Annotated in this window: 17 protein-coding genes; all 17 read right to left on the bottom strand. The window is 42.4% G+C overall.

Going from position 1 to position 18,854, the window contains the following annotated elements:
• Window positions 1-47: 47 nt before the first annotated feature.
• The 17 genes from rpsB to WAA20_RS10735 all read right to left on the bottom strand — a co-directional run bounded on the left by rpsB (window position 48) and on the right by WAA20_RS10735 (window position 18,827).
• Window positions 48-779: a 30S ribosomal protein S2 gene (rpsB, locus tag WAA20_RS10655; protein WP_073386987.1), complete on the bottom strand. Its 732-nt coding sequence runs from the start codon at window positions 777-779 to the stop codon at window positions 48-50.
• 302 nt (window positions 780-1,081) lie between these two features.
• Window positions 1,082-1,909 (bottom strand): hypothetical protein, encoded by an 828-nt coding sequence (locus tag WAA20_RS10660; RefSeq protein ID WP_073386988.1) that lies wholly within the window; start codon window positions 1,907-1,909, stop codon window positions 1,082-1,084.
• 27 nt (window positions 1,910-1,936) lie between these two features.
• Window positions 1,937-3,085: a DUF6115 domain-containing protein gene (locus WAA20_RS10665; protein WP_073386989.1), complete on the bottom strand. Its 1,149-nt coding sequence runs from the start codon at window positions 3,083-3,085 to the stop codon at window positions 1,937-1,939.
• Window positions 3,086-3,178: 93 nt separating this feature from the next.
• Complete coding sequence (locus WAA20_RS10670; protein ID WP_073386991.1) at window positions 3,179-4,783, bottom strand: DUF342 domain-containing protein; 1,605 nt, start codon at window positions 4,781-4,783, stop codon at window positions 3,179-3,181.
• Window positions 4,784-4,865: 82 nt separating this feature from the next.
• Window positions 4,866-5,636, bottom strand: a complete 771-nt coding sequence (locus WAA20_RS10675) for a FliA/WhiG family RNA polymerase sigma factor (RefSeq protein WP_073386992.1) — start codon at window positions 5,634-5,636, stop codon at window positions 4,866-4,868.
• 73 nt (window positions 5,637-5,709) lie between these two features.
• Window positions 5,710-6,228 (bottom strand): hypothetical protein, encoded by a 519-nt coding sequence (locus tag WAA20_RS10680; RefSeq protein ID WP_073386994.1) that lies wholly within the window; start codon window positions 6,226-6,228, stop codon window positions 5,710-5,712.
• The gene (locus WAA20_RS10685) at window positions 6,225-6,710 is read right to left on the bottom strand and encodes a chemotaxis protein CheD (RefSeq protein ID WP_073386995.1); all 486 of its coding nucleotides are present in this window, start codon (window positions 6,708-6,710) and stop codon (window positions 6,225-6,227) included. Before WAA20_RS10685 ends, WAA20_RS10680 begins: the two co-directional genes overlap by 4 nt.
• Before the next feature lie 70 nt (window positions 6,711-6,780).
• A complete protein-coding gene (locus tag WAA20_RS10690) occupies window positions 6,781-7,413 on the bottom strand; it encodes a chemotaxis protein CheC (protein WP_073386997.1) in 633 nt (210 codons plus the stop codon).
• A gap of 234 nt (window positions 7,414-7,647) precedes the next feature.
• Entirely contained in the window at window positions 7,648-8,133 is a 486-nt protein-coding gene (locus WAA20_RS10695) for a chemotaxis protein CheW (protein ID WP_073386998.1), read from the bottom strand.
• A gap of 97 nt (window positions 8,134-8,230) precedes the next feature.
• On the bottom strand, window positions 8,231-10,396 hold the full coding sequence (locus WAA20_RS10700; RefSeq protein WP_073387000.1) for a chemotaxis protein CheA: 2,166 nt from the start codon (window positions 10,394-10,396) through the stop codon (window positions 8,231-8,233).
• A gap of 143 nt (window positions 10,397-10,539) precedes the next feature.
• The gene (locus WAA20_RS10705; protein WP_073387001.1) at window positions 10,540-11,625 is read right to left on the bottom strand and encodes a chemotaxis response regulator protein-glutamate methylesterase; all 1,086 of its coding nucleotides are present in this window, start codon (window positions 11,623-11,625) and stop codon (window positions 10,540-10,542) included.
• A 30-nt stretch (window positions 11,626-11,655) separates the two neighbouring features.
• Window positions 11,656-12,372, bottom strand: a complete 717-nt coding sequence (locus WAA20_RS10710) for a flagellar brake protein (RefSeq protein ID WP_073387003.1) — start codon at window positions 12,370-12,372, stop codon at window positions 11,656-11,658.
• Window position 12,373: 1 nt separating this feature from the next.
• On the bottom strand, window positions 12,374-13,306 hold the full coding sequence (locus tag WAA20_RS10715; RefSeq protein WP_073387004.1) for a MinD/ParA family protein: 933 nt from the start codon (window positions 13,304-13,306) through the stop codon (window positions 12,374-12,376).
• Between the two features lie 71 nt (window positions 13,307-13,377).
• Complete coding sequence (gene flhF, locus WAA20_RS10720; RefSeq protein WP_338800938.1) at window positions 13,378-14,769, bottom strand: flagellar biosynthesis protein FlhF; 1,392 nt, start codon at window positions 14,767-14,769, stop codon at window positions 13,378-13,380.
• Window positions 14,770-14,778: 9 nt separating this feature from the next.
• The gene (gene flhA / locus WAA20_RS10725; RefSeq protein ID WP_073387007.1) at window positions 14,779-16,836 is read right to left on the bottom strand and encodes a flagellar biosynthesis protein FlhA; all 2,058 of its coding nucleotides are present in this window, start codon (window positions 16,834-16,836) and stop codon (window positions 14,779-14,781) included.
• Window positions 16,837-16,942: 106 nt separating this feature from the next.
• Complete coding sequence (flhB, locus tag WAA20_RS10730) at window positions 16,943-18,061, bottom strand: flagellar biosynthesis protein FlhB (RefSeq protein WP_073387009.1); 1,119 nt, start codon at window positions 18,059-18,061, stop codon at window positions 16,943-16,945.
• On the bottom strand, window positions 18,045-18,827 hold the full coding sequence (locus WAA20_RS10735) for a flagellar biosynthetic protein FliR (protein WP_073387010.1): 783 nt from the start codon (window positions 18,825-18,827) through the stop codon (window positions 18,045-18,047). Before WAA20_RS10735 ends, flhB begins: the two co-directional genes overlap by 17 nt.
• Between the last annotated feature and the right edge of the window lie 27 nt (window positions 18,828-18,854).

An 18,854-nucleotide genomic window follows, 5' to 3' on the forward strand; every position in this document is an offset into this window, starting at 1 on the left:
CAAACCCGCCGCCGAGAGACAGCGGGTTTAAACTTAAGTTTTATAAATTATTCAGCGTCTTCTGAAACTTCTTCAGCTACTGGAGCTTCAACTTCAGCACCCTGGTTAGCTTCGATAACAGCATCTGCCATCTTACCAACAAGAAGCTTAACGGCACGAATAGCATCATCGTTACCAGGAATGATGTAATCAAGCTCTTCAGGATCGCAGTTTGTATCACAAATACCAACAAGTGTGATTCCAAGTGCGTGAGCTTCCTGGATACAGATGTGTTCCTTCTTAGGATCTACTACGAAGATTGCATCAGGGATTCTCTTCATATCGCGGATACCGCCGATGTTTCTCTGAAGCTTATCAAGTTCCTTCTTGAGACCAGCAACTTCCTTCTTAGGAAGAACTTCGAATGTTCCATCAGCCTGCATTCTCTCGATATCTTTCATGCGCTGAATTCTTGACTGGATTGTTGTGAAGTTTGTAAGCATACCGCCGAGCCATCTCTCGTTAACATAGTACATACCGCAACGAAGAGCCTCTTCCTTAACAGCATCCTGAGCCTGCTTCTTAGTACCTACGAAAAGAACTGTACCGCCCTGCTCAGCGATCTCGAAGATTGCCTTGTAAGCTTCATCAACCTTACCAACTGACTTCTGAAGATCGATAATGTGGATGTTGTTTCTCTCTGTGAAGATGTAAGGAGCCATCTTAGGGTTCCATCTTCTTGTCTGGTGTCCGAAGTGTACACCTGCCTCAAGTAACTGTTTCATTGTAACAACGCTCATGATATTACCTCCATTTGGTTATTCTTCCGTACGTCCTCACTCTTTGGCCCCAAGCGGCGTTAACACTCGGGAGAGACCTTCGTTCAACTGCAATGCAGCACCCGAACGAAGAACAGACATACGTGATTGATTTGTTATAGTAGAAATATCTAAGGACATAAATATCCCTATAAATTTCCACAGCTCTACTACAATACCATACAAACTCAGAAAGCGCAAGGCTTTTTATTAAAAAAATACAGTTAATAACAATAAAGAACCCTTTGCTGCCATTTTACAAAAATAATTCAGAAAAAAGCTCATCACCTTCCGGTGATGAGCTTTGCTATATCTTCATAAGAAGAACCTGCTGTAATATAGTAGGTTCCGGAACGTATGTATCTGTCCAATCCTCTTGATACGAGGTATGCATCAAAGGCTGAAGCATCGTCTATAGCTCCTGCATTTTGTAATACCCTGCATACAGAGGCTGAATCGCTTCCACCTGGTATCTGGACTACAACTGACTGACCCGTGGCAGCTTCTGTGGTCGTATCGTCTGTAGTGTCCTGGGCAGTTGGCGTAGCAGATCCTGTATCTGTTTCATTTGTAGCAGTGTCTGCTTCGGATGGAGTTGTATCCGTATTCTTAGCTGTATCAGTTTCTGATTCATCTTTTTTGGTATCAGATTCATCAGTAACCGCAAATGCTTCGCCATCTTCAACTTCTATCTTTGTTGTGGCATCCTTTGAAGCATCTTCAGCTGTCTCTGAACTCTGCTGCGCATCGGTGGATTTTGCGAGAGCCTGCGATATTGCTTCCTGAGTCTCGTCAGTTTCTTCCGGAACAGTGTCACTTGTCGAAGTGAGTTCTTCGTCGATCGTTTTAGATGCTTCTTTTCCTTCTTCAGATACTTCACTGCTCTTTTCCTCAGAGGAAGATGTTTCCAGAGGATACGCAGTAGCGTAAAGCGTGCCTTCGATTTCTTCGTTTTCATTAGGATTCTCCACAGGCGTCACAAGTCCAACAGTAGAACTGTCAGATGTAGAATCAGTTCCACTTCCCACATTAACGCCTCCAAATATAAGAAGCGCCAAAGCTCCGATCAAAAGACCTATTCCAAGACCTCGCAAATATAATTTTAGTTTCATGCTCCCCCTTTCAGGCTGTCACCAAACTCAAATCTGTCTTTTTCTGCGATTCTTCTGTGCAAGTTCTATTACAAGTCCTACTTCGCCAACACCAAGTCCAAGTTCTCTTGCTATTGCAATATTTGATTTGCCGGCTTCGTGCATCTCCATTATTTTATTGTTCTGACGGTTCTGTTCGCTTATTTCATCATCTTCTCTGGATGCGCGCTGTCCGTCACTTATCGGAATAACCTTATCAGATACGGGATCTGATGCTGCAGCTGCTATTGCCCTTACTGCTTCCATCTCATCAGTAAGGGCACTGAAATCATCCTCTGTCTTTTCAGGGCTTCCAAATACCCTTGCAAACTGCTGGTCGAGATCTTCGCTCGAAAGATGTTCACTGGCTCCAAGAGGAGCAAATCCGGAGCTCTTGGCGTCTATACCGTCGAATATATTCTGATCTGTTCCTGGAGCCGATTTACCTGCTCTAACGTCTCCAAATACAGAGCTCTGCGGTTTTCTGTTATTTTTTTCCATGGCGGCTTTGGCCTGCTGAATTCCGCTTACAGTGCCGTCAAGCTCGTAGCCATCGATTCCAAGATTCTCAAAGAAATTAGTGGCTGCTGCATTGTGAAAAGAAACAGGAGGTGTTGCAGCATCATAGAATCCTGCAGGTGAATTAGAATCAGGCGGAGCGATGTTGGCAGATCCGGGATTTATGCCGTGAGCCATCATGCTGACTTTGGTTGCCGCTTCTCTTGCTGCTCTTGCGGTGATCTCTGCATCACGAACTGTCTGGAGCGCCTGTTCCTGCGTCTTTTCAGCTTCAGATACAGTAGATGTGAGATTCTTTTGCTTATCATTGAGCATGTCATACATGAACATGACTTCATCATGGTTTTTATGAATATCGTTCATGACAGTATCTGCATACTCACTGATAGCGCTCATTTTCTCATTGGTAATACGATCCAGGCCCCTCTCCGTTTTAAGAAGAGACTCCTCGATCGTATCATCTATTTCTCTTTGGATTTTATCGTGGGATTTTTCAATAGAATTATGAACAGCCTGTGCTACGGCTGATTCCATTGCTTTTTTATCATCCTTTTCAAGGTCCTTACCAACAGGAAGGATAAATCCAAGAACGATCGCGATAACACCGCCTACAAGTAATATAACTACGCCAATTCCCATCCAGTCCTCCTTACCTTTGTTTATGGATACACAAAGGCATAACCCAAGCATAAATTTATGATATGAACATGATGCTGATCAAAAAGCTCCCATTTAATCAAGCGGTGCTACTCTGACATCTCCCTCTTTTTCCACGAATTTACTGAACTTAACAGGTTTACTAACCGTCATTGACAATTCCCCAATTGTTATGATGGTTCCAGCATTACAAATTCCCTCAACCCTTACAAAGGCATCATGGCTGTCTGCAAGTTTATCCTGAAGTTCCATCAGATTCTCTGATTTATCATTGATATCATTTTCAAGCTGCGTCTTCATAGCCATAAGCTTCTTGGCGTATGCCGCCTGGTCAGGACTAAGGACAACTCCTGCCTGAAGCTTTTTGACTATACCTTCAACTGTAGGCTTTATCTGCTGAAGGTTTTTATTGGATTCGCCAATCTCTGTCATAAGGCCTCTTATCTTGGCCTTGAGAGTAGGATCAACGCCAACATCAATTCTTGTTGTGGTTCCCATCTCACCGCCTACTGTTATGACGCTTACTTTCTCGCCTGCGACAACATGTCCGCCGACTATAAAGCCCTTATGACCTGTTACATTGACTTCTGTTCCTGCCTGTACATCTGAATGAAGTATCGATTCGGCATTAACACTTCCGCCTGCGATAACATTCGCATTTTCTATAAATTTAGTAACAACGTTGCCACCGGCCTTGATAGTGCCGCCGCCTGCGCCGTTGATACCTCTTTCCATGATAATGTCAGCTCCGGCTTCAAGTACAGCACCTTCGATCGTGCCCTTAACCTCTATATTGCCACCGGCTTTAACATTAAAGCCTGAAGCAATATTGCCAGAAACCATAACACTGCCATCATAGTCAATATTACCGGTTGATACATCAATGCTCTTCAGATTCAAAACATTAGATACAACAACCTTACCGTCCTGAAGCGAAACATGACCGGCCTTTTCAGCAGTAAGTGTAAGCTTATCCTCTGAAATACATACATTCAGACCATAGTGAAGGCTCTTGACCTTAACAGCCTTTGGTTTAACCTGATTGCCATAGACACTGGTTCCATAGTCGCCCATGTCTGCCGGCGTAAGTACTGCAAGAAGATCTCCCTCCTTACAGTGGTTAATGATATTAAGACTGTGATAATCAACAGAACCGTCCGCATTAAGCGTAGGACGAGGCCTTCTGCTGGTCCCGAATTTATATTCAATAACAGCATCGCTACCGTCTCTGGGAAGCTTTCCCTTTGCGATAACGTAATCCTTACAATATTCTCTTTTGGTAAAAAAACTTTCTATAGCATTTTTATCAACGCCGTATCTGATCTTTTTAAGGACCAGATCGCCAATAACCTCTTTGGAATCCGTAAGCTGGCCATTCTCTTCGCCGGCAACATTTTCAGACGGAGGATAAAAACGAACCACAACAGTCATCTGATCTTCGGAAATGATCATGTTATATTGCTCTCTTACAGGATTGGCCCTGTTTTGGGTAAAATAAACAGGTTCACCGCCCATTTTTTTGACCGCATCATTAACAGCAAGGACATCATAGCCTATCCTGTTCCTGTCCAGATATTCAGTTATTTCACCGGTAGTGATCTCAGGATCCCCGTCAGTTGCACCAAACACCTTAACAGCAGTCCCGGCCTTACCTATAACAAGCTGAAAATATCCGTTCATTCATAATCTCCGAAGCTTCTATTCACGATTACAGGATGTAATCAAGACATGTCCAGAAGTACATGGATGTACTTCTATGTCATTAGACCCTATCTGTAATGATACCCATATACTTGCCCATTTTGCCGCGCATCTTTTGAAGTGCTCTTGTATGAAGCTGAGAAACTCTGGATTCTGAAACTTCCAATATATTACTGATTTCTTTTAATGTAAGCTCTTCGTAATAGTACAAAAGAATGACCTTACGCTCTTTTTCTGTCAGCAGTTCAAGTGCTTCTCCAAGCATCTTCTTAAGCTCAGCCTTCTCTATAACTTCTTCAGGCTTATCGAATCTGGCACCGTGATTGCGGTCTTCAGGAACATCAGAGCCCTGCTCCATAAACTCGTTAAGAGAAATGACACCTGTGACCTTCATCTGACTCTGCCAGTTAAGATACTCCTCTTCGGTTATATTCATCTTCTTGGCAATCTCAGCATCAGTCGCAACGTGACCGCTCTCAGCCTCGACTTCCTTGATGGCGATATCTATCTTCTTCTGACGGTCTCTTATTGTACGCGGGATCCAGTCCATCTTTCTGATCTGGTCAAGGATCGCACCACGAATACGAAGGCTCGCATAAGTTTCAAACTTAACGTCCTTCAACGTATCGAACTTGTCGATAGCATCAATAAGGCCAAATATGCCATAGCCAACAAGGTCATCATATTCGACATTAAAACCAAGATACATTGAAAGTCTGCCCGCAACCAGCTTAACCAGTGGAGCATATTCAAGTATCAGCTTTTCTCTTATTTCAGGAAGTTTAGAATTTTCGTATTCTTTCCACAACTTGATTCTTGCTGCTTCATCCATGTAGAGCTTACCCCCATGTTCGAGTTTTAAAAGCACACGATATATCTAAAGAATAACTTCTATGAAACTGATATTAGAAAAAAATGTCCTCTTCTTGTTTTTTAGCTGCCTCTTGTGCCTGAGCTATAAGTTCTTCTGCCTCACGCCTTGCCCTTTCCTCATCCATTTGGCGTTCCCAGTCAAGTCTTCTGTCTATCCATTTCTTTACAGCCTCTTCTTCATATTTTTCCACCATATTCTGAAGGATAGACCCAAACAGAAGGAAAAGAACTGTAGTGGCACATACAACAATAAACCACCTTACTGTCGGCATACCGTTAACAAAGGTATATATTGCTATGACAGCCGCCCCAAACAAAGTCACAAAAGGAGCAATAAGCTTGGTTTTAGGATCTATCAGAACCTTATAATTTACCTTGATGATCTCAGTTTTACGTTTAGCTTTTTCATTTTTTCTTATAGCTCTGATAATGTTTTCAACCCGGGGATCCTTCCACATTTCGGGATGAGCATCAAATAGCTCCTGAGACTCTTCGGCTTCGCCTTCCTGCGCTTCTTCGTCCTGAATTTCAAGATTATCCTCATCACTCATATGATCTTCTCCGGTTTGCCAACAGCCCTTATTACATAATCTCCTGTCTCTGGATAAAAAATAACTGTTCGTCCGAAATTAAGCCCCGTATCCTGAGCAAGGACTCTGATATTCAGTTCTTTAAGGGCCTTAAGTGATGCCGCTACATTACGCTCTCCGACATGCATGCTGTTGCTTGCCGACTGGAAAGCAAACATCGTCGCACCGCCTGCGATCTTGGCAACCATCCTGGATTTTGATGCGCCAAGTGCTTCCATTTGCTTTACTAGCTCTCTGATTCCGGTATCCGCAAACTTCGGTATATTGTTATTATTTCTGATCTCGTTAGAATCCGGAAGCATAATATGAGCCAGTCCACCAATCTTGGTAACAGGATCACGTATTGCAATACCGCAACAAGATCCAAGCCCAAGGGTCGTAATGCCATCCGGCGCCTTACACGTATTCAGATCAGCCATTCCTACCTTTATAATTGCAGCCATGCATATTCCTCATCAAATGTATGACTATGACTTATAAATACTTCGATCAAATTCATTACTCAAAAAAGCATCAATCAAACATTGAAACATCTATTCCAAGGGAACTCAAAATCTTTTTATATCCATCAATATCAGGTAAAAGAATAAAATATCCACTTATCTGAACATCATCAGAAAATTTGTTTTCTATAAGAAGAAGCTTATCTCCCATAAGTCCGAATTCTATTGCAGGCACAGAAAGAATAGCTCCTGCCATATCAACAGCAACATACGGAACTGAAGGGATCATCTTTAAATTTGTCATTGTTGCAAGGGAATTAAGATAAGAACCGGTAATGATATTACCAATCTCTTTAAGCGCAGAAAGCTCCATTTCATCAAATGGTTCGTCCTCAGACTTGTCCTGCATAATAAGTTTGTTGGCAAGATATCTGGCTTCCTTCTGACCTGTAAGGAACATGATAGAGCCATCAACATCGCCTTCCATACGAAGATAGATGCCGGCCATGATCTGGTCCGCACCACCCATGCAGTCACCAACATCTTTGAACTCAAGAAGCTTTACACTGGGAACTGACATATCAACTTTAGCACCAAGCATCTGCGCCAGTGCCGTTGTAGCATTACCTGCTCCGATATTACCAAGTTCCTTAAGCACATCATAGTATTGCTCGGAAAGAGCATCAAGACTTAAATCAGCCAAAATATACCCTCCTGCTATAAAAACCTAGGATGTAACTAACACATCTAAAACCACCGTTTTTACATTAAAATAAAAGTAAACCAAATATGTACATCTAAACTATGTTTAGATGTACGGAGTTCATTTATGAACTCCTATGAACTCCTATGAACTCCCATGTACTATATAAAGAGAGATAAAAATATCTCTCTTTATATAGTATCACATTTTCATTTTAATTTTAATATTATATCGTTATTCTTTCTTTTCTTTTGCCTGTTCAGGATCAAGGGCAGTCAGATCAAGGATTGATACCAGTCCGCCTTCGTACTTTCCTACACCGGAGATGAACTTACCGTTGGTCTTCTTGGTCTTTTCATCAAAGGAAAGCTTATCGATGTTGCGTGAGCCGATATTAAGTACTTGATTAACCTGATCTACGATTATTCCAAGAAGTTCGCCTTCTTCGCCGATCTTAAGGATAATGATACGGCTCTTGTTGGTGATAACATCTTCTTCCATTCCCATGAGAATACGGATACTCATTACAGGAACGATAACGCCTCGGATATTAAGGACGCCTCTGAAGTAGTCATCAACTTTAGGAACTCTTGTAATATTCTGCATCCTGACTATATTATCGATATACTTGATATCGATACCATACTGCTCGTCAGCAAGCTTGATGATGATATATTGAACGATTTCACCTATATCTTGGGTATCTCTAAGTGCATCCATGATTTAACCTCATGCCGCGAGTGAAACGAGAGGCTAATGGTTGGAAGTGATGGAGCTCGCGACACCACTTCCAGAGTTTGAAATCACATTTTCAAACTCACCCTCCTATCTGATTGGTATCAAGAATGAGTGCAATTTCGCCATCGCCAAGGATTGTAGCGCCGCTTATGAACTTACACTTCGTCATGTACTTGCCAAGAGGTTTGATAACGATCTCCAGCTGACCCTCAAGTTTATCAATAACGAGACCAACCTGCTGATCACCGCGTTTGGTGATAACTACGATCATGTCTTCGTTAGGATCATTTGTAGACTCATTATCAAGAACTTCATTCATTCTGATAAGTCTTGTTACACTACCACGGAGGTTAATAACCTCTTTATTTGATACAAACTTGATATCCGATACAGGAACATTTTCAATAGACTGAATGGAATCAAGCGGAATAGCATATTTTTCGCCACCAACTTCAACCATGAGACCCTGGATGATAGCAAGTGTAAGAGGAAGTCTTATGATCCATGTGGATCCTTCTCCGAGCTTAGTATTTACTGTTACTGTACCGGAGAGAGATTCAACCTTACTCTTAACAACATCAAGACCAACGCCTCGGCCTGAAATCTCGGAAACCTGCTTGGCAGTTGAGAATCCAGGATGGAAAAGAAGTTCTACCGCCTGCTGCTCTGTAAGAACATCAGCTTCTTCACGGGTCATGATACCCTTTTCAACAGCCTTATTTCTTACTATGTTGGCATCTATACCATTACCATCATCACCAACCTCGATAACAACTGAGTTACCATCCTGATAAGCATGAAGGAAAATTTGTCCTGTCTCATCCTTGCCACGGGCAAGTCTTGTCTCAGAATCTTCGATACCATGGTCGGCACTGTTTCTGAGAAGGTGCATCAAAGGATCACCGATCTCATCAACAACGGTACGGTCCATTTCTGTCTCTTCACCGGTCATGGTCAGTTCCATCTTCTTACCAAGAGCCTTTGTAAGATCTCTGATCATACGAGGGAACTTCTGAAGTACTGATTCGATAGGAACCATTCGAACTTTCATGACTGATTCATGAAGGTTGGTTGTTACTGATTCAAGATATTCTATCTGTTCAGTAACATTACTGTTCTGAATTCCTGCTGACTCAGTTGCAGAGATAAGTGAGTTCTTTGCAATGATAAGCTCTGATACCTGGTTCATAAGGGAATCGAGCTTTTCTGTATCAACACGAATTGTTCTTGATACAACAGGCTTTCCTGCAGGTTTCTTAGCATCAGCAGCTTTGCCAGCTTCAGCAGGCTTTGCTGCAGGCGCTGGTGCCGGAGCTGCGGCTGCAGGTGCAGGTGCAGGAGCAGGTGCCGCCGGAGCTGCTGGTGCCGGAGCCGCTGCTGCAGGTGCGTTTTCTGCTGCTGGTGCAGGAGCAGGTGCATCAGGATCAAATTCACCTATTTCAACCGATTCAATTTCAGATACATTCTTGGCGATTTCTGAAACTTTCTCGACATCCTCAGTATCAGTAATAACAATAAGTGAGAAAACAAAATCAAATTTCTCATCTTCGATATCCTGATTGCTGGGGTCAGAAGCAACAACTTCGCCGATATCTTCCAGACCTTTAACTACAAGGAAAGCTCTGGCAGCTTTTAACAGACAGGTATCCTGAATCTTGACCGTAAGACCAAATACCTTACGGCTGTCAGCAATACCCTTTTTGATAGCCTCTTTGGCTGTATCATCAAGAGGAATAAGATGCCAATCACCATGAGGAACTGCAGGTTCTGCTGAAGAAGCAGGTGCTGCAGCTGCGGGTGCGCCTTCTGCTGCAGGTGCTGCAGGCGCTGATGCGGGTGCTGCCCCGCCTCCTCCGCCAGACTTGCCGGCACGAATATCTGCAAGAGCCTGAATAAGGTCTGCATTTTCTTCCGTACCTTCATCCTGTGAAGATTCGATATTATCAACATATTCCTGAACCGCGTCAAGGCATTTGAACAGGGTATCAGTCATATGTGTGTCAACTTTTAAAGTACCATTACGCACATCAGAAAATACATCTTCCATGTCATGGGTCAGCTGCTGCATGCGCTTATAGCCCATGGTTCCTGCCATACCCTTCATGGAATGTGCCGAACGGAATATCTCATTGACACAATCTTCGTTGGTAGGATCATCTTCCAGAGTCATAATAGCATCGTTCAGAGTCTGGATATGTTCCTTAGCTTCATCAAGAAACACGCCTAGATATTGGGAAGTATCCATGTTTTATTACCCTCCTTGAAGAGTTAATAACCGGAATGTAGGCGTGATTTCTTAACAAAGTCGGGAGTTATAGCACTTCGTGCTATAACTCCTCCGGACATGAGAACCCAGTTCTCATGTCCAGAGTTAGAAAGCTTCGCTTTCTAACTCACCCCTACATTCATTACTATTTCCTGTGCGATCTTATCCAGCGATACTACCTGATTGGATAATCCGGCAGTTGCTACAGCTCTGGGCATACCATAAACTGTACAGGATTCTTCATCCTGTGAGATAACATGCACTTTTTTACTAGCTTTAAGGTTCTTGATTCCTTCTGTGCCATCAGCACCCATTCCTGTCATGACTACACATACAACTTCATCATAAGGTGAGTTTGCAAGTGATTCGTACATGAAGTTGGCACTTGGTTTAACGCCTTCTCTTGTAGGACCATCTTTAAAATGGATAACCAGCTTACCGGAAGGATTCTTCTCTATGTGCATATGTACACCGCCCTTGGCGATGTATACGGTTCCTTTCTGAAGCTCATCACCTTCTGCTGCTTCCTTGACTGATATCTCAGAAAGAGAGTCAAGACGAGCAGCAAGGGAAGCCGTGAAACCGACCGGCATATGCTGCACCAAAACAACTGGTGCTTTGAGATTTTTTGGAAGCTTTGGTATAACCGCCTGAAGGGCTCTAGGACCGCCTGTAGAAGAAGCTATAGCGACGATCTTATTGCCTGATATGCTGGCTGTACTTTTCTGAACAGCCTGCATGATCTGCTTATCAATTTTTTTATCGGCGGGTTTTTCAGTTTTATTAACACTTACGATAGTAGGCAGCTTTGAAATGCTTACGCTCCAAAGGGTTGAAAGAAATTCCTTGGTGAAATCCTCTCCTTTGCAGGCAGAAGCTCTGTCAGGTTTATGAACGAAGTCTATAGCTCCAAGATCCAGAGCATCCATTGTGACCTTCGCACCTTCCATGGTATCCGTAGAAGCCATCATAGTGCGTATTCTGATCTTTTCTTCGTTCAATTTCTGAAGAAGCTCAATTCCGTTCATCTTAGGCATGTTAACGTCGAGAACCATGACATCATAAGAGTTGGACTGCCTCAGCATTTCAAGCGCTTCAACACCGTCTCTTGCGGTAGCTTCCACATGAAATTTTGAATCTGAATTAATGATATCACTGAGAACGCTTCTCATAAGTGCAGAGTCATCAACTAAGAAAATTTTTTTCATATTTGCGCCTACTTTCTTACGTTTATTCGTTTATGTGCGTCGCATTAATTTACGTTCTTCTTCAAAGATGTAGTGGATTATATCTTCCCGATCATCTTCATCTATATTGGTATACTTAACCCTGTGCTCGAAACTTCCCTGCTTGTTTTCAAGCTCTCTTGTTTTAAGTATCTGCCCGATGATCCTGTAATCCTTGGGACTGCCTCTTTGAGGAAGCTGGTAACAGATGAATATCCTGGTATTTTCATCGAACCTTTCCGAAGATATGAACCTGATACCGCCACCGCTTATATCGACAATCATTCCTTTCTCCATAGGTTCATCATTATCAAGTGAAAAGAATGGATTATCCCTGATCGTTAGTTCTTCATCCTGCGTCAGATTCCTGAATTTGAAATTTATCGCGCAGCTGAAACGGTAATATTCTCTTCTTTGGAGTTTTGATAAAGGACTCGTGAGCTCCAGCGTCAGGATATACATATTATTGGACCTGTATCTGTCCTCGACCCGTCCATTACACTGGAACAGTCCCTTATCAGAATAAAAAACTATAGTATAAGTGCCGTCTACTGGAAGGAGCTGCAGCTGCCCTTTTTCCATGGGCATCATGACATCGATCTTCTCTTCTGAGAGGATGTCATAGATCTTACTTGCATATGACTTTCTCTCATTGCTCGAGTCAGTAAAATTGCTGGTATACGTCTGAAGTTCTATTCTGTTTCCCGGTATTATGTAATCAGATAGCATGTCATCCTTTCGTGCCGCTTACGGCCTCAGCTGTAGTAGATTCAAGTTTTCTGCTCTTTATAATATGAGAAAAGAAAGCTGCCATTCCTCTGGGCTGAACCTCCGGTTCTGTTCCCGGTCCGCCCATAAGTTTTTTTGCAATACTTTCAAACGACCTTACCGACTTTGCATTCGGAAAAGCAATCGACACCGGCGATTGCTGCATAACAGCGTTTGAAAGCTGTTGGTCTTGCGGAATAGAGCCTAGATACGTAAGGGGAAGCTTTAAGTACCTTGTAGAAACGGCACTTAGCTTATGATAAAGCTGCTCGCCCTCCGCTTCTGAGCTCACTCTGTTTGAAACCGTTTTAATTACTGTATCCTCCCTGCTAAATCTGGGATGGTGATTAAGCGCTTTAAGAAGTGAATAGGAATCGGTGATCGATGTAGGCTCCGGAGTAGTCACAAGGATGATCTCACCACTTGCAACTAAAAACTCCAAAACGGCATCAGAAATTCCAGCTCCCGTATCCACAATTATTGTATCGGCTATTGCATCGAGTTCCGCAAGATTAACTATTATATAAACAAGATAATCTCTTGAAAGGTTATACATGCCCGAAATGCCGGAACCGCCAGAAATAAAGCCAACTCCCATTGGTCCCCAGGTTATAACCTCTTTAATATTTTTTCCCTGATAGATAAGATCGCAAAGATTATGTTTGGGAACTGTACCAAACATGATCTCGATATTGGCAAGTCCAAAGTCTGCATCAAGGATTATGACTCTCTGCCCCATCTTGCGAAACTGAATAGCCAGATTGATGGCCACATTGCTCTTACCAACGCCGCCCTTACCGCTTGTAACAGTAATAACTCTGGCAAGGGGCCTGTTAGACTTTGTAGAATTGGCGTTTTTTATTATATTTCTAAGCTGCGTTGCCTGATCCTGCATACACTATCCCCCGGCTTTATATACGAGATAAGCTCCGTCTATCTCCAGGAACAAATATCGTCTTATGATATTTATTTCTTTTTGCCACCAAGAAGGTTCTTTACGACTCTCTGTGCGTCAAATACCGCGATATCATCAGGTACATTCTGGCCATTTGTGATATAAGACATCGGCGCGCCGGTATGGAGCCTTAGATTATAAAGATTGCCCACAGCATTTGTTTCATCCATCTTGGTGAAAATAAGCTTGTAATCAAAGTCCTCTTTATAGTTATCAACTATCTCTAAAAGATCACGATACTTGGTAGATGCACTCATAACAAGGAAAGTATCCGTATCCATCTTTTCCTTAAGAGCCTTTACATAACTCCCAACTTCACTTCTTTGCTCTTCGTTATGAATGGAGTGCCCTGCTGTATCTACCATAATGTAGTCCATATCGCTAAAATCATCTGCAGCTTTCTTTATATCATCAACACTGTAGATAACCCTGAATGGGATCTCCAGTATTGAGGCATAGGTACGAAGCTGTTCTGCGGCTGCTATCCTGTAAGTATCAACCGTAATAAGAGCAACCTTCTTGTGTTCAACTACAGTAAGCTTTGATGCGAGCTTTGCTATAGTCGTAGTCTTGCCAACACCTGTAGGTCCTATGAAGATCTCAGCTTTGACACCATTTTCAGAAGGCTTTATCTCCTCGGGATTACCAAATTTAAGGATCATCTTCTGATATACATTGCTAAGGAAGTATTCAAGCGGAACTCCTGGCTTTGCAAATCTCTCGACTTCGTCGGTCAGGTCATTTACATAGTGCTCGTCAACTTCATTTTCGATCATTGTGTTATAAAGGAGTTTGATAAAAGAAAGAGTCTCTTCCGGGATCGTATCATCCTTAGCATGGACAACGACGTTATCGCCCTTATCATCAGACGCATTAGATGCTTCGTTTTCTTTTTGCGGACGCACGATATTTTTTTCCAAAAGAGAATGCAGTGAATCAAGCTTTTCTTCTATGACAGAACTTGACGGAGTCACAGTAACTCCGGGTCTTTCAAGGACAACAGAAGAAGCCGTTGCATTCTCGGCTACAACAGCATTTATATCTGCGATTTTTGAAGATGTGCTGCTACCACCAACTTTAAGCGGAGGCAGAACGCCTGACTGAGAAGCTTTGATAAGCTTTTTAGACGGATCCACAGTTTCTGAAGGCTTGCTGTCAGACTGTTCAGGTGTGATAGTACTCTTTTTGGGGCGCACGATCTTATCAGCAAGATCAGGTTCTTCTTCCAGTGCAACCGTCACCTCTGTCTTAGGTTTTTGGAAAAAAGACCAAAAGCCAACCTTTCGTACAGGTCGTACATTCATCACTACGATACCTGCACCAAGTTCCTCTCTCGCCTGCTCTGTGGCATCTTCTTCTGTTTTACCAACAAACTTCTTGATGATCATAGGCTCTTTTCCCATCTATATTGGTCATGCTGTTACCATGCCAACCGACTGTAATTCAACGTCACTTTCCACTTCGTTGTAGGAAATGACTATAAGATCTTTGTAAGTTTCCTCTGTCATCTTTTTAAAGTACATTCTAACTATCGGAGAAGTCATGACTATTGGACTTCTGCCGTTGTCTTCAAGCTTCTTGGCCTGACTGACAACGCTCTTTAGTATAGCTCTCGTTCTCTCAGGATCGAGCGTAAGATAAGCGCCTGTTTCTGTCTGTTTGACAGATCCCATGATCTCCTGTTCGACCTTAGGATCAAGGGTCACAACGCTTGTGGTTTCGCCCGGGATGAAATACTTATTGGATATAGCACGCTTAAGGCTCTGGCGCACATATTCAGTAAGTATATCCGTATCATGAGTACTCGGAGCATAGTCTGCAAGAGTCTCAAATATAGTTACAAGGTCTCTTATTGATATACCCTCTGACAAAAGATTCTGTAGAACCTTCTCTATTTCACCAAGGCTCATAAGCTTTGGTACAAGCTCGTCAACAAGGGCTGCATTGTTCTCTTTAAGGTTATTGACAAGATTCTGAACATCCTGCCTAGTCATAAGCTCAGCAATATGCTCTCTTATAACTTCCGTAAGATGAGTTGCGATGATAGACGGCGGATCAACAACTGTATAACCCATGGATTCCGCACGTTCTCTCTGGCTTTCCGTGATCCATATAGCCGGCAGGTGGAAGGAAGGTTCAAAGGTCGGGATACCTGTGATCTCTTCCTCAACATGTCCCGGATTCATGGCCATATAGTGGTCAAATAAGATCTCGCCCTCGCTTATCTGTATACCTTTTATCTTAATGATATACTGATTCGGATTGAGCTGGATATTATCACGAAGACGGATAATAGGTACAACCGTTCCAAGTTCAAGAGCTATCTGGCGCCTGATCATAACAACACGGTCAAGAAGGTCACCGCCCTGATTGATATCAGCAAGTGGAATGATACCGTATCCAAACTCAAGCTCTATAGGATCAACCTGAAGAAGGGAGTTAACATTTTCAGGCTGCCTTATCTCTTCTGCCTGGGCCTCTTCAGTTTCTTCCACCGCTTCTTCTGTTATAGATTCTTCAACCCTTTGCTGCATCATTCTTCCGCCAACTATATAGACGGCACCGATAATAACATAGATAACAGGCGGCAGTGGTGAGAAAACGCCAAGGAAAGCTACAACTGCACCTACGAGGTACATAACCTTAGGAAGACCGAATACCTGATTGATAAGTGTATGACCAAAATCAGATTCGCCTGCACCCTTAGTTACAAGAACACCTGTTGCAAGGGATGTACAAAGAGAAGGAATTGATGATACAAGGCCGTCACCTATTGTAAGGATTGTGTATTTATCAACAGCTTCATTAAGTGAAAGGCTCTGCCTTAAAACACCCATCAGGATACCGCCAACGATATTTACAGCCGTGATTATAAGTCCCGCAGCAGCGTCTCCTTTTACGTACTTGGAAGCACCGTCCATGTTACCAAAGAAGGTTGCTTCCTGCTGAATATGGTCACGTCTTCTCTTAGCTTCTTTGTCATCTATAACACCCGTATTAAGATCGGCATCGATAGCCATCTGCTTACCGGGCATAGCATCAAGTGTAAATCTTGCTGTTACTTCAGATACACGTTCTGAACCTTTGTTGATAACTACGAACTGAACAATGATAAGGATAAAATAAACGATAATACCAATAATAAGGTCGCCGGCACCAACGAACTGACCGAAAACCTCAATAACCTTACCGGGGTTACCGGTTGTAAGTATAAGTCTTGTAGATGAAACGTTTAGAGCAATTCTGAAAACCGTTGTACATAGAAGCATTGTAGGATAAAAACTCATATCCAAAGCTTCCTTGACATACATGGCATTAAATAAAATTGCAAAGGCCATAGAAAGGTCGATTGCAAGTAGAATATCCATTAGCATCGCAGGGATGGGAATGATGAGCATTATAAGCGCAGATACTATATAAAGTGCTACGCCATAGTCAAAAACCAGCTCAGTAATCTTCTTACGATTCATAAGCATCCCCCTTTCCCAATCATTCTCATAAAATGATTGAAAAATGCACTAACCCTAACACCTTAATGATATTTTATCAAAAAAATAGCGCAATTACATCACTTTTTTATATTTTTCCCTGCAGTTTATATACATATGCTAATACTTCTGCCACTGCCTTATACAATTCAGGCGGGATAAATTCGCCTATTTCAACGTTTGCATAGAGCATTCGTGCAAGGGGCTTATCTTCTACTATCTCGATGTGATTTTCTTTGGCTACTTCCTTGATCTTCTGAGCTACAAAATCGGCACCTTTGGCTATTACTTTAGGAGCAGGGTCTTCATCCTGGTTGTAAAGAAGGGCTACTGCATAGTGGGTAGGGTTTGTGATAACTACGTCAGCTTTGGGGAGTTCTTTCATCATTCTGCGCTGGGCAGCTTCTCTCATTCTCTGTTTCTGCTTCGATTTGACCTGAGGATCACCTTCAGTATCTTTATATTCATCTTTAACTTCCTGCTTGGTCATCTTCATGTCTTCACGGAATTTATGCTTCTGATAAAGAAAATCTGCGAATGCTACAATGACGTATACAAGAGCGCATCGAAGTCCAAGATCTATTATCAGATCACCCATAAGGGCTATTCCCTGTTTGAGTGGCATGTCATAGAGAAGGTATATTGATTCTTCTCTTCCTGTGAGAGTTATATATACCACAGCTGATATCAGGCCTATCTTAAGGAGAGCTTTTAACAGATTAAAAAGAGACTGAACAGAAAAAATACGCTTAATTCCGTTAAGAGGGTTAAGCTTATCAAATTTGGGTTTCATAGGCTCCGGGGTTATCTTAAATCCGAACTGGATTATATTGCAGATAAGCGCCAGGGCAAATCCTGCGATGAGATACGGAAGAACCGTGAGAAGGACAACAACAATTATCTTTTTAAAAATAGAATCAAATGTAGCTCTTGGGATATATCCATCCACCATCACTATGGTATCAGGAATATTTTCATAGATATTTCTGAAAAGAAACAGGAAATTAGTGCCAAGGTATTCTTTATAGACGCTCAATATGATAAAAAAGGCAAAAAGATCCGCAGCCACGGTTATTTCCTGGCTTTTTGCCACCTGACCTTTTTTTCTTGCATCACTTAGTCTTTTGCTGGTTGCCTCTTCGGTCTTTTCACCGCCGGGACCTTCTTTGGCAAAAAACTGAAGATCATACCTAAGGCGTAAGTCCATAAGCGAACTCCTGAACAAGTATTTTCATCTGGTCAAAAACAAATTCAGATGCAGCTGACATAAGGGAGCTTGTCAAAAACAGTATCCCAAGACCTACCAGGATCTTGAGCTGCATACCTACAGCAAACATGTTGAGCTGAGGAGAAACCTTGGCAAGGATACCAAGGACTATATTCATGGTAAAACATATGATAAATACAGGGAGCGTGATCCTAAAGCCGATGACCATATAGTCCTTCATAAATTCAAGCATGCTCTTTAAAAGGAAATTGGTCTGGGGCACTGCTCCGTTAACAGGAATGATCACAAAAGAATCTGCAAGCGCCTTCACAAGATATCTGTACATACCGCTTATAATAAGCATTATCATAAGCATCTGCTGATAAAGAGCACCTGTAATTGTCACGTTGGTATTGGTGCCCGGATCCATTATAGATACCATAGAAAGACCCGTCATCATATCTATTATCTGACCTGCAAATGAACCTATCTGCATACAGATAAGAGATGCAAAAGCAAGGATAATTCCGGTTACGAGCTCTCTCATGACTATGACAGCATAGCCGTAGACAGTTGAATACTCAAGGTTCATTCTTGGAGCCACGTCAAAAAGGATAAAAGCAAGAAATATCGAAAAGCCAACTTTATATCTTGCAGGTATACCTCTGGCAGAAAAAAACGGCGCAACAAATATAAAGGCCGAGACCCGGACCAGAATAAGCAGAAAATATTCAAGATCGCCATAGGTAAAAGAAAGATCAACCATGATTTATGCCTTATAAGTGAGACTTTT

This window comes from Butyrivibrio fibrisolvens (assembly GCF_037113525.1).
In the GTDB taxonomy this organism is placed as follows: Bacteria; Bacillota; Clostridia; order Lachnospirales; family Lachnospiraceae; genus Butyrivibrio; species Butyrivibrio fibrisolvens.